We start from the raw sequence: 13,244 nt of genomic DNA on the forward strand, positions 1-13,244 counted from the left end.
AGAGATCATCTTCTTCAGGCTGCCTGACCTTTTTTAAAATGTCCTTTACATAGGGTACATTTTATGATGAGTCAGACCCTTATGATTAATTCAATTTTGACCGCAAGTACGCATCAATAAACGGATCAATATCGCCGTCCATGACTGATTGTACATTGCCTGTCTCTGTACTTGTACGGTGGTCTTTCACCATTGAATATGGATGGAAGACATACGAACGGATCTGGCTTCCCCAGCCAATTTCCTTTTGTTCGCCGCGGATTTCATCCAATTCCGCCTGCTGTTGCTCAATTTCACGTTGATACAGCTTCGCTTTCAGCATATTCATCGCCTGGGCACGGTTTTTAATCTGCGAACGTTCAGACTGGCAGGTAACGACCACATTAGTCGGGATATGGGTGATCCGGACAGCTGAATCCGTCGTATTAATATGCTGTCCGCCGGCACCGCTCGCTCGGTACGTATCGATTTTTAGATCTTCCGTACGAATATCAATCTCGATTTCATCATTAAATTCCGGCATAACTTCACAGGAAACAAATGAAGTATGACGGCGGCCCGAGGAGTCAAAAGGAGAAATACGCACCAAACGGTGGACGCCCTTTTCCGCTTTTAAATATCCATAAGCATTGTGTCCCTTTATTAACAGTGTAACACTTTTAATCCCCGCTTCATCACCAGGCAGGTAATCGAGTGTCTCCACTTTAAAGCCTTTCTTCTCGCCCCAGCGGGTATACATGCGAAGCAGCATTGACCCCCAGTCCTGAGACTCGGTGCCGCCTGCACCCGGATGAAGTTCAAGGATTGCACTATTCTTGTCATATTCCTCGCTCAGAAGCAATTGCAGTTCAAAATCATTCATCTTTTGGGAAAGCTGGACAATTTCCGTTTCCAATTCGGTCTGCAACTCCGCGTCGCTTTCTTCTTTTACAAGCTCATAGGTTAAATCGAGATTTTCAAAGGTCTCGTTCAGCTCGGTTAACTGATTAACTTGGTCTTTCAAAGCATTCGCTTCATTAATGACCGTCTGCGCTTTTTGCTGACTGTTCCAAAAATCAGGATCGGTCATAATGTTTTCCAGTTCCGCGATTCGGGCTTCCTTCTCTTCTAAGTCAAAGAGACCCCCTAAAGTCCGCTAAACGCTTAGCGGTTTTTTCAAGTTCATTCCTGATTTCTGCCAATTCCATTTTCCTTCACCTCATAGTATTAAAAAATCGTTCATATATAAAATACTTTATGATAACCATTAATGTTCCGTATTCTCTTTTAAAACTATAAAGAAAAAACGGGGTAGAATCAATCTTTTTTGAATAATAAAGTAACTCGCCCGTGTTGTCTGTAGAGGCAGAGTCGCCATATGGAGATAGGAGTGTTATCTGCTAAAAATTCTCACAGAGCCCTCTTGTTTTTTCATTTAAACAGTAATTTTGATGATTCAAACGAAAATATAGTCCACTTAAACGGAAATCATGGTGATTTAAACGCTTGTATAGTCCATTCAAACGAAAACTCAGTTCATTTAAACGAAGCGTAGATCAGCCATATGTTTTAGCAGCCCCAAAGAAAAAGGCGGTAAAACCTGGCGTTTTACCGACCTCTTTTGTGTTTCATCGTTAACTGCTATCATTTATGCTTCTAACTGACCGTGGCAGTTTTTGTACTTTTTGCCGCTGCCGCATGGGCAAAGCGCATTGCGGCCGACATCCGCTTTTTTACGAGCAGGCTTTTTCTTCACCGTTTCTCCGTCTTCCTTCGGATTAACCGCCTGCCCTTTCGCCACTTCCTGACGTTCAAGATTATTTTGGATTTCCGCTTTCATGATATATTTCGCGACTTCATCCTCGATCGAAGCAATCATATCCTCAAACATCGCAAACCCTTCATGCTGATATTCCTGAAGTGGATTAATCTGTCCATAGGCACGTAGGTGAATACCCTGACGCAATTGATCCATTGCATCGATATGGTCCATCCACTTGCTATCAACCGCACGAAGCACGATTACTTTTTCAAACTCACGCATTTGCTCAGCAGAAAGCTGCTCTTCTTTTTCATCGTATCGCTCTATAATCTTGGCAAGGATAATCCCAGCAATTTCACCGGCATCCTTATCCTTCAGGTCCTCTTCGGTAATATCGCCTTCATCTAGGAGATTGGCATTCACATAGTCAAGGATTGCTTGAAGGTTCCAGTGTTCTTCGTCACCCATCGGGGCAAAGGAATCCACACTGCGGCGGACAGAAGAATCAATCATGCTCTCGACGATGCTTCTTAGGTTTTCACTGTCCAATACGTCAAAACGCTGCTTATAAATGATTTCACGCTGCTGGCGCAATACATCATCATATTGCAGTAATTGTTTACGGGCATCAAAGTTGTTACCCTCCACGCGTTTTTGTGCGGATTCAACAGCTCTTGTTACCATCCTGCTTTGAATTGGCTGGGAATCATCCATCCCTAGTCTCGTCATCATTGCCTTCATATTATCGGAACCAAAGCGGCGCATTAATTCATCTTCCATGGAAAGATAGAATTGCGTGACACCTGGATCACCCTGACGTCCGGAACGTCCGCGCAGCTGATTGTCGATTCGACGGCTTTCATGGCGTTCCGTCCCGATAACGGCAAGCCCACCACGTTCAACCACACCTTCGCCCAGTTTAATGTCCGTACCACGGCCGGCCATGTTCGTCGCGATTGTCACCGAGCCCTGTTCACCGGCATTCGCAATGATCTCCGCTTCACGTTCGTGGTTTTTCGCATTTAACACGTCATGTCGGATTCCTTTTTTCTGTAAATATGTCGAAATGATTTCGGATGTTTCGATTGCCACGGTACCGACAAGAACAGGCTGCCCTTTTTCATAGCGTTCAGCGATATCCTCGACAACTGCGCGGAATTTTCCGTCCATCGAAGCATAGATTAAATCAGCCCTGTCATCACGGACGATTTCACGATTGGTTGGAATCACGATAACATTCATATTATAGATGTTACGGAATTCCTCTTCTTCCGTTTTCGCTGTACCGGTCATACCGGCAAGCTTTTCGTACATACGGAAGTAGTTCTGGAATGTGATCGTCGCAAGTGTCATACTTTCATTCTGGATTTCTAAGCCTTCCTTCGCTTCAATGGCCTGATGCAATCCATCGCTATAGCGGCGCCCCTTCATCAAACGTCCGGTAAATTGGTCAACGATAACCACTTCGCCGTCCTGTACCACATAGTCCACATCATTGAACATGGTGACATGCGCCTTTAATCCTTGATTAATATGGTGATTCAGTGAAACATGCCGGATATCGAATAAGTTGTCGATATTAAAAGCACGTTCAGACTTATTGATGCCTTCTTCAGTAAGCTGAACACTTTTTGTTTTTTCATCATACGTATAATCGGTGTCTTTTTGCAGCGTCCGTACAAAGGCGTTAGCTTGCATATACAGCTGCGTTGACTTTTGTGCAGAACCGGAAATAATCAACGGTGTACGTGCTTCATCGATCAGAATCGAGTCAACTTCATCAATAACCGCATAATGAAGCGGACGCTGTACCATTTGATCTTTGTAAAGCACCATGTTATCACGCAAGTAATCAAAACCAAGCTCATTATTCGTGCTGTACGTAATATCAGCACTATATGCTTCCTGCTTCTCTTCTTTGGACAAACCATTCAGGTTTAGGCCTACCGTTAAACCAAGGAATTCATACAGCTTACCCATTTCGGACGCGTCACGGCTGGCAAGGTATTCATTGACCGTAACCACGTGAACTCCCTTGCCGGTTAGCGCGTTTAAATAGACAGGCAATGTGGAGGTTAATGTTTTACCTTCCCCTGTCTTCATCTCGGAGATATTTCCGTCATGAAGCGAGATGCCACCCATGAGCTGCACATAGAACGGATACAATCCAAGTGCGCGTTTCGCTCCCTCACGAACGACGGCGAACGCTTCGACAAGCAAATCATCAACTGTTTCACCGTTTTGATAGCGTTGCTTGAATTCATCCGTTTTCGCGCGCAATTCATCATCGGACAATGCATCCATCCGTGATGCCAACTCCTCGATCTGATCAGCAAGCTTTTGCAGGCGTTTTAATTCACGCTTATTGGGATCAAACACTTTATTTAATATATTAAGCATTCTCAAACGCTCCTCTTAAAAAATTATCGAAAAAATACCATCTGCCTTAAAATTTTTCACATAAAAAGAATACATTTTCGGGTAAATACAATGCATCCCTAATTCTAACATTTCTATAGATTAGGTACAACTTCATGTATCTAAATTAAGTATGGATAATCACATGGGAATACTGCTAAAATAAAATATACTATAACGAAAACGATATTCAGGATGTGAAGAAATGATAGGCGACCGCGTTAAAAAGTTCAGAGAAGAAAGAAAGATGTCGATGACAGAGCTTGCCGAAAAGGCCGGAGTGGCAAAATCTTATGTAAGTTCTCTTGAAAGAAATCTACAAACCAACCCTTCCATACAATTTCTTGAGAAAATTTCAGCCGTGCTCGACGTTTCGATTGATTCTCTTCTTCATGACGAAGTGGACACCGAGCACCTCGATGCAGATTGGCTGAAAATCGTCCAGGAAGCCATGGAATCTGGCGTGCCCAAAGAGCAGTTCCGAGAATTCATAGAGTTCAATAAATGGAGATTGAAGAAAGATTGATCCAAGCATGGAGAATGTCACTTCTTTATATTTCCTGTTCCCTATCTGCTAAGAAAGCAAATAAATCCCTTAAACAAAGCGCCAACCATACTTGACGTGTTGTTTAAGGGATTTATTTCGTTCTGACTATTATCTCTTACACTGTTTCTTTTTGTTTAACATTTGTCTGCAAAAATTCTCTAACTTCAGTCACATTCAATCCGGTTTGCTTTGCCTGTGCAATTAGCTCAAGCCATTCCCGATCCAATTTCACCTGTTCCGCCATTTTTAATTCCATCATATAACCTCCCAAAATACCTAAAGTATTTCAGGCAGTCCGGCCGCCCTAGCAGGATAAACTACCGTAGACCCGTGACTTTGCGTCCTTATTTTTCAATAAGTTTGCCTTTTTCTGTATCACTGCAGATTATGTCTGCAAGTGTAATTATACAGATGATATATTAATGAATTTGTAGATTTATGTCAACAAATAAGAAAAAGTTTCGACAAAAATCGAGACACGTCCCCCTATGGAGAGGGTTCTCTGCTATTTTCTCACGATTTCTAACTGAAGTATTTTTTTATTATATCTCTCCATGCTCGTGGCATTGTAGGCTCTTTGTCCAGTCAGGTCATAGCCGCAAGTCGAGCAAAGCCATTGCCCTCTCTTTGAACTGCTGTACGAAGGCCGCTGGCATTGATAACAGTTTTTTAGGAACATCTAACAAGCCTCCTCTTTCAGTAAAAGGAGCCTCCTCATTTGGAAGCCCTTTGTCAACACAATACTTATTATTTACCAGTGAATGCAGGATATTTCGCAAGCTCTTTGTTGATCTGGTCTTCAGCAGCCGCATTTACACTTGCATTCGCTTCGTTTACTTTGCTGTCCACTTTGTTTGTAATCTTCGTTTTCCCTTCAACCACAGCTGTGTCGACGGTTGAATCGATATCGGCTTTCAATTGCTCATAATTGGATTTTACAGCACCATTCCCGCGAGTAATTTCCTGGCCGGCATGTCTCGCCAATTCATTTACGCCTCTGTTTGCTGCATTGGTAACGTCTTGTCTGATCTCGTCTTCATAAGATTGACTAGTTATTGCCCTTCCTGTAGCATCAGCTGCCTTGTCAGTTGCAAAACCAAGTAATTTCGCCAAATCATCAATGAATCCGAAGCTGCTTGCCGCTACACCTCCGCCAAAAGCCAAAACGACTACTAATGATCCAGCTAAAATCCTGCCCTTTACCGTTTTTAACAATTTCATATACCATTCTCCTCTCCGGCTTACAGCCTGTTTACTTTTTTATTGGAAAGCATGATTGCTTATCCCCAAATTAATTGTTCCCCCAATTAAAATGGTTACTTTAATTTATCTTCTTTTTTTACTTACCAGCTTTTTCGAAAGCCTCATCAATTTTTGCTTTCCCTTTGGTGATGGTTTCGTCGGTTTGAGTTTTGATTTTCTTTTTACCAACCTCAAGCTCGGTATTGGCTGCATCATTTATTGATTTCACTTTTTCTTCATAATATTTTTTTAATTCAGCAATACCCCGCTTAATTTCAGCCTGTTTATAATCTTCTATTTCTTTTGTTATAGTATTATTTGTTTCCTGTATATATTTAGTTGTTTCTATGCTGTATTGATTGCCAGCCTTTGAAATTTCTCTGTCAATTTCGGGTAACATCGGGTTTACTATCGCTGCGATTAAGTTTTGAAATCCTGTTCTTAATTCATCAACCGTGGCAAAGGCAGTCGTTCCAACCGAAAGAGATGCTGCCAATGAAATTACGAAAATCAACTTTCTCATTTTGCTTTTTCTTTCAGCTCGTCTTTTATATTTTAAACTTTCCATCTCTTCCTCCTTCTTCTGCAGATTTCGTTCTTTCTACTCTTGATTTCGTTCTTTTTACAGAACACTTAGTTTAGTATAGTACGAAAGACATAGGGATGGAAAGTATCGGAATTGGTTATTTTTTCTATAAAAAGAGTATTTTACTTCCCTTTTCTCTAATTTACTACTAATTTCTCTATTTTCTATAAAGAACAATTTGTTCTCTATAAAATAGGAAAGGCACCATCCAAATGGATGGTGCCTTTCCTATTTATCTTATTCTTACCAAGAAAAATTGTTTCGGCCATATGATACTTGGCCTGATGTTTTCCCAGGGTTGTAGAGATCAAATTCCACGTAGCCGCTTACCCAGTTAAAGAAGCAGTGTCCAAATGGCCAATTGCTTAATCCCAGTCCAACACGGACTGTGAATAATTCCTTGTTTCCATTTATCGCCTGTGAAGATGCTTCTATTTTAACAGGTAGTAATACGAAAAATTGTTTTTGAATTTCTGTTTTATTTCCTGCGGCGTCGGTTGTTTGGATCGTAAGGTTATACTTACCGGGTTTGCTTAAGGTCAGTCCTGCACCCTCTTCAACAACTCGCGGGGCCCCAGTAGCATAAGGACCTGAAATAATCATTTTCTTATCGCCCAGACCAGACAATTGGTCTTCTAAAGAATACGTAAACTGAAGCGAATTCCAGAATTGATAACGGACTTTTCCGTCCATATTAATGACCGGGGCCGTTTTGTCAATCTTCACTTCCGCACTTTGTATTTCTTCTTTATTGCCAGCTTGGTCAACGGAGTAATAAGTGATTTTATTGATTCCTTCTGTATTAACAATGAAGGAAGTACCTTCTTGATACTCCGATCCATTAATAGAGTAGTACGTCTTAGCTACTCCACTATATGCATCGGTTGCTGTCAATGTGATAGCCACATCTTCTTTGGTCCATGTGTCAGTCGCATTCGAATTAGTAACCGGCGCTGTTTTATCGGTCTTCACTTCAATTGTTTTTACTTCTTCCTTGTTGCCTGCTGCGTCAACAGAGTAATAAGTAATTTGGCTGGCACCCTCTTTATCTACTGTGAAAGAAGTACCTACCTGATAATCAGATCCGTTAATAGAGTAATAGGTTTCTGCTAGTCCACTACCCGCATCGGTTGCTGTCAATGTTACAACCACATCTTCGCTTGCCCATGTATCAGGAACAATCGTTTCGGTAACCGGTGCGGTTTTATCAATCTTCACTTCCGCTGTGCGGACTTCTTCTTTGTTGTCAACCTCGTCTACTGAGTAATAAGAGACTTGGTTTACAGCCTCTTTATCGACTGTAAAGGTCGTGCCCTCCTGATACTCTGATCCGTTAATAGAGTAATAGGTTTTCGCTACTCCACTGCCGCCATCAGTTGCCGTCAAGGTCACTGTTACATCGCTATTTCCCCATGTTTCAGAAACATTCGATTCAGTTACCGGTGCGGTCTTGTCAATCTTCACTTCCGCAGTCCGGGCTTCTTCTTTGTTGCCAGCCGCATCAATGGAATAATACGAGATTTCGTTTTCCCCTTCTTTATCGACTGTAAAAGAAGTGCCTTCCTGATAATCAGATCCGTTAATAGAGTAATAGGTTTTCGCTACTCCACTGCCGCTATCAGTAGCCGTCAAGGTCACCGCTACGTCGCTATTTCCCCATGTATCAGAGACATTCGACTCGGTTAACGGCGCTGTTTTGTCAATCTTCACTTCCGCAGTGCGGACTTCTTCTTTGTTTCCGGCCACATCAATGGAATAATACGTGATTTCGTTCACAGCTTCTTTTTCTACTGTAAATGAAGTCCCTTCCAAATAATCCGAACCATTAACAGAGTAATAAGTCTTCGCTACTCCACTGCCGGTGTCAGTTGCCGTCAAAGTCACCGCTATTTCGTCATTTCCCCATGTGTCAGGGACATTCGATTCTGTAACGGGAGCGGTTTTGTCCATGTTAACTTCGATCGTTCTTACTTCTTCCTTGTTTCCAGCCTCATCCACGGAATAATACGAGACTTGGCTGGCGCCTTCTTTTTCTACCATCAGAGAAGTGCCTTCCTGATATTCAGAGCCATCAATAGAGTAATAGGTTTTCGCGACTCCGCTATGTGCGTCGGTCGCTGTCAGTGCCACTGCTACGTTTTCGTTCGACCATGTATCAGTCGCATTCGATTCTGTAACCGGCGCTGTTTTATCAATCTTTACCTCTATTGTTTTTTTAGTTTCCGTATTGCCAACCTTATCAACCGAATAGAAGGACAATTTATTTACGCCTTCTTCTTCCACTGAAATGGCGGTCCCTTCGACAAATGCGCTATCGTTCAAGGAATAATAGGTTTTCGCCACTCCCGTCTCATCATCGGTGGCTTTCAACGTAATTTCTTGAGCTTGATTCGTCCATTTTTCAGGAGCATTGGCCACTGTCTCAGGCGCTGTTGTATCAACGATTAATTTCGCCAATACGACATTGGATGGTGCTGATTCGCCAAATGAATTACTGTTGGATGTAACATAATATTCGTGATTGGCATACGATAGATTTTGCAGCGTGTATGATAGATTATTAATGTTCTTTGCTACCAACACCGGCTCGCCATCGACGATTTCATAGACATTATAATTGTTTGCATATGTCGCAAAGCTCCAGCTGATCCGTGCACTTGTCGGGCCGAGTAGCGTAAGACTGGCCACTGGTGCCTGCATTTCAGGATAAACAATGTCTTCGCTCACTACATTGGACGGTGCAGATTCGCCGAACCGGGTACTATAAGCCGCGACTTCATAAGAGTGAATATCTTCTGTTAGATTATAGACCTTATGATTTAGGGCTGTCCCTTTGTAGATCAACTCCTTGTTGCTGTCAGTCACTTTATAAACCCTGTATTCATTTGCCCAAGTGACAGCTTTCCACGATAACGTAATGTTATTCGCATTAACAACAGTACTTGTTAGTACAGGAGGCTGTACCACTGGCCAAATCAAGTTCAACTTCACTTCACTCGCTTCAGGTGATTCCCCGAAACGATTGCTGATGGAATGAATCGCATATGTGTATTCACCCTCCGGCATATTCGTAAACGCTGTAGATGTTCCTGTCACAGTCCTTTTGAAAATCTTTTCTCCATCAACAACTTGATAAACGTTGTATCCTGTTGCATAGGTGGAGGCTGTCCATCTCAACGTAACATCATTTCCACCAGTAATACTATGTGTTGGATTTAATGGTGCCTGCATGATTGGGAAAACCAATGACAGGCTTACGTCGCTACTTTCTGCTGACTCACCAAAGCGGTCGCTGAACGCATGAACTTCGAATTTATAATCGCCCTCAGGCATATTAGTAAATACCGTGGATGTTCCTGGTACAGTCCGATTTAAAACTTTTTCCCCATCAATAATCTGATAGACTTTATAGGATGTAGCATAGGCAACCGGATTCCACCTTAATGAAATATCGTTGCCGTTATTGATCGTTTGAACCAGGTTTCCGGGCTTCTGCATGACCGGGAAATCTAATAAAATATTGATTTTACTGCCTTCCGCTGATTCCCCAAAACGATCGCTGAACGCATGAACTTCGTATTCGTACTCACCCTCAGGCATATTCGCAAAGACATTGGATATACCGGTGACCGTTTTCTTCAGAACTTTTTCATCATTAATAACCTGATAAATTTTGTAGCTTGTCGCATATGGCACCGCAGTCCAAGTTAAGGATATGTCGTTACCGTTATTTATTTTGAAAGAAGGAGTGGCAGGAGCCCCTAAATCAGGATGAACCAACGATACTTTCAATTCCGCGCCATTCGGCGATTCACCATAAAAAGGTGATACAGAATGAATGACGAAATCGTAATCCCCTTCAGCCATATTGGTTAAAACGGAAGACGTGCTTGTCACCGTACGCAGCAGCACTTTTTCGCCATCGATCAGACGATAAATCTTGTAGCTGTTCGCATACTGGGCGGCTGTCCATCTTAAGCTAATATCATTGCCGTTAACGATTGTAGATGTCAGATTCGTTGGCGGCTCCATCGTTTGTCCGTTCAGTGTTACGTCAACCCTCGTGCCCTCCTGGGATTCTCCGAAACGGGATGAATAAGAGTGAACTTGGTATGTGTATTCACCAGGAAGTACATTACTGTAAGCAATGGATTTTCCTGACACTGTACTTTTTAACACTTTCTCGCCATTTACAATCTGGTACACTTTATAATTTGTGGCATAATCAGCTGCATCCCAGCTTAATGAAAATTCAGTCCCGCTTTTAACGGTCTGGATTACATTAGCAGGAGCCTTCATTTCCGGTAAAGCCACGGAGATAGAGACGCGCTTGCCCTCTTGTGATTCGCCAAAACGAGTACTGTTTGAATGGATTACATATTCATAATCCCCGGCAGGCAGGTTCGCATAGGTTACCGTCGTGCCCGCAGCCGTGCTTTTTAAAACTTTTTCGCCATTAATCACTTGGTACACTTTATAATTGTTGGCATTTGCTGCCGCAGTCCAGGTCAAAGCAATATCATTTCCATTTTGAATCTTATAGGACGCTTCCGCTGGGGCTGTCATCGTTACAGATTCAACATTAAAGGAAACCTTGCTTCCTTCCGCAGACTCTCCAAAACGGTCACTGTAAGAATAGACCTCATAAGCATAGTCTCCGGCTGGAAGGTTCGTATAGGTTACCGTAGTTCCGGTCACCGTGCTTTTCAGGACTTTTTCGCCATTAATCACTTGATACACTTTATAACTGGTGGCGTTCGGCACAGTGCCCCAGCTTAAAACAGCATCATTGATGTTTTGAAGCTTAAAGGTTAAGGCTGGCGGAGGTGTCATTGTCACTTCACTAACAGTTAAGGAAACCGGAGTACCTTCGGCTGATTCCCCGAAACGGCTGCTATATGAATAAACTTTATATTCATAATCACCGGCCGGAAGATTTGTAAATTTCGCACTGGTACTAGTGACTGTGCTTTTTAACTCTTGTTGGCCGTCGATCACCTGATAGATTTTATAGCTGGTAGCAAAGCTAACCGCTTGCCATCTTAGATTTACATCACTGCCGCTTGTAATCGAGAATGTAAGGTTGGATGGCTTTGCCATCACTGGGTGCGTTACATTCACATCAAGGTTAGTAGACAGCGGAGACTCGCCATACAATTCATTGACTGCCGATACCGCGTAAGTATACAATCCCTCATCAGCATTCGTAACGTTGTATGTACGTGATGAAGTGGATGTTACAAGCGTTTTTTCTCCTTCTGCAGAAATTTTATAAAGATTATAGCTTTCCGCATATTGGGAGGCCGTCCAACTCAAAACGATGTCACTTCCGCTTTGAATCGTATGGGTCAAGCTTGTCGGAGCAGACATATCAGGATATGCAATTTCAACATCAATCGGTGCACCAGGACCTGATTCATCCTCTCCGGCTAATGTAGAAACAACATAGCTATATGCTCCTTCAGCAAGATTATTAAGACTGTAGCTAGTTGCAGTTGTTTTTCCAAGTAAAGTTAAGGAACCTTCTTTAATTTCATAAACATTATAACCAGTAGCTCCAAATACAGAACTCCATGTCAGTTTCCCGTCATCTGGTGTCGACTTTTGTAATATAGGATTACTTGGAGGCAGAATACTGCCATTGTTCGCAAGAGCGCTCCCAATCGGAACCGCCAATTGGTACATAAGAATTGCAAAAACTAGAATGATACTTAATGTGCGTTTTATCATGCTTTCCCACCTTTCCCTGTGAAAAGGCCAAATAAAAAATGAACCTTAAAAAACAAGGTTCATAGAAGAATAACTATGTATCCTTGTGGCCACCGGCTGCCATTCACACTTTGTCCAGTGCGGGTAGGCCCTTGGCTTTGCGTCTCATAGTTTCCTATGATTTGCCCTTTTCACTTAGTATAGTATGACTTTATATCTAAAATATACCAATAAATAGAATATTTGTCTAGTAAAATATGACTATCAATAAGAATAAATACCTAAGTAGATATAAAGATCAGCTCCTACAAAATTGATTTATTGTTCTTCTTAATTTTCTTATTACTTCAAACGCTTTTCTATACTTGTGTGAGCGTTCATTTATTTGAATAATCGCTCATATATTCGGATAATCGATCATTTATCTGGATAATCGATCATATATTCAGATAATCGCCCATATATCTGGATAACCGCCCATTTATTCAGATAATCGCCCATATATCTGGATTATCGCTCATAAGCTTGGATCATCTTTCATAAATTTGTGGCATCGCTCATATATTCGGATAATCGATCATATATCTGGATAACCGCTCATTTATTCAGATAATCGCCCATATATCTGGATTATCGCTCATAAGCTTGGATCATCATTCATAAATTTGTAGCATCGCTCATATATTCGGATAATCAATCATATATCTGGATAACCGATCATATATTCAGATAATCGCCCATATTTCTGGATTATCGCTCATAAGCTTGGATCATCTTTCATAGATTTGTGGCATCGCTCATATATTCGGATAATCGATCATATATCTGGATAACCGATCATATATTCAGATAATCGCCCATATTTCTGGATTATCGCTCATAAGCTTGGATCATCATTCATAAATTTGTGGCATCGCTCATATATTCGGATAATCGATCATTTATCTGGATAACCGCTCATTTATTCAGATAATCGCCCATATATCTGGATTATCGCTCAT

The 13,244-nt window shown here is 41.8% G+C and carries 7 protein-coding genes and 2 riboswitches; of the genes, 1 reads left to right on the top strand and 6 read right to left on the bottom strand.

The genetic code is table 11. From position 1 onward, the window contains the following. Positions 1-85: 85 nt before the first annotated feature. Positions 86-1,187 (bottom strand): peptide chain release factor 2 gene (gene prfB / locus D0463_RS15965; RefSeq protein WP_117308371.1). Its coding sequence is split into 2 segments (ribosomal slippage): positions 86-1,114 and positions 1,116-1,187, totalling 1,101 coding nucleotides; the frame shifts between segments, so codons are not numbered across the junction. Between the two features lie 440 nt (positions 1,188-1,627). Beyond that, positions 1,628-4,141 carry a preprotein translocase subunit SecA gene (secA, locus tag D0463_RS15970; protein ID WP_117308372.1) on the bottom strand — a complete coding sequence of 838 codons (2,514 nt, stop codon included), beginning with the start codon at positions 4,139-4,141 and terminating at the stop codon, positions 1,628-1,630. A gap of 223 nt (positions 4,142-4,364) precedes the next feature. On the opposite strand from secA, the gene D0463_RS15975 reads away from it, so the two are divergent. Then, on the top strand, positions 4,365-4,685 hold the full coding sequence (locus D0463_RS15975) for a helix-turn-helix domain-containing protein (RefSeq protein ID WP_117308373.1): 321 nt from the start codon (positions 4,365-4,367) through the stop codon (positions 4,683-4,685). 136 nt (positions 4,686-4,821) lie between these two features. Here D0463_RS15975 and sinI read toward each other — a convergent pair whose 3' ends face one another. The 4 genes from sinI to D0463_RS15995 all read right to left on the bottom strand — a co-directional run bounded on the left by sinI (position 4,822) and on the right by D0463_RS15995 (position 12,264). Then, complete coding sequence (gene sinI / locus D0463_RS15980; protein ID WP_254052834.1) at positions 4,822-4,962, bottom strand: DNA-binding anti-repressor SinI; 141 nt, start codon at positions 4,960-4,962, stop codon at positions 4,822-4,824. Between the two features lie 30 nt (positions 4,963-4,992). Beyond that, positions 4,993-5,081: riboswitch (cyclic di-GMP riboswitch) on the bottom strand. Between the two features lie 372 nt (positions 5,082-5,453). Continuing rightward, entirely contained in the window at positions 5,454-5,927 is a 474-nt protein-coding gene (locus D0463_RS15985) for a hypothetical protein (RefSeq protein WP_117308374.1), read from the bottom strand. 118 nt (positions 5,928-6,045) lie between these two features. After that, a complete protein-coding gene (locus tag D0463_RS15990) occupies positions 6,046-6,516 on the bottom strand; it encodes a hypothetical protein (RefSeq protein WP_117308375.1) in 471 nt (156 codons plus the stop codon). Between the two features lie 261 nt (positions 6,517-6,777). Beyond that, positions 6,778-12,264, bottom strand: coding sequence for an OmpL47-type beta-barrel domain-containing protein (locus D0463_RS15995; protein ID WP_117308376.1), 5,487 nt, complete (start codon positions 12,262-12,264; stop codon positions 6,778-6,780). A gap of 84 nt (positions 12,265-12,348) precedes the next feature. Then, a riboswitch (cyclic di-GMP riboswitch) is annotated at positions 12,349-12,440 on the bottom strand. Positions 12,441-13,244: the final 804 nt, after the last annotated feature.

Source organism: Bacillus sp. V59.32b, from assembly GCF_003429085.1.
In the GTDB taxonomy this organism is placed as follows: Bacteria; Bacillota; Bacilli; order Bacillales; family DSM-1321; genus Peribacillus.

Bases quoted from the DNA above. Each gene is read 5' to 3' on its own strand.
- secA (WP_117308372.1), bottom strand. From the start codon at position 4,141: ATGCTTAATATATTAAATAAAGTGTTTGATCCCAATAAGCGTGAATTA.
- D0463_RS15975 (WP_117308373.1), top strand. From the start codon at position 4,365: ATGATAGGCGACCGCGTTAAAAAGTTCAGAGAAGAAAGAAAGATGTCG.
- sinI (WP_254052834.1), bottom strand. From the start codon at position 4,962: ATGGAATTAAAAATGGCGGAACAGGTGAAATTGGATCGGGAATGGCTT.
- D0463_RS15985 (WP_117308374.1), bottom strand. From the start codon at position 5,927: ATGAAATTGTTAAAAACGGTAAAGGGCAGGATTTTAGCTGGATCATTA.
- D0463_RS15990 (WP_117308375.1), bottom strand. From the start codon at position 6,516: ATGGAAAGTTTAAAATATAAAAGACGAGCTGAAAGAAAAAGCAAAATG.
- D0463_RS15995 (WP_117308376.1), bottom strand. From the start codon at position 12,264: ATGATAAAACGCACATTAAGTATCATTCTAGTTTTTGCAATTCTTATG.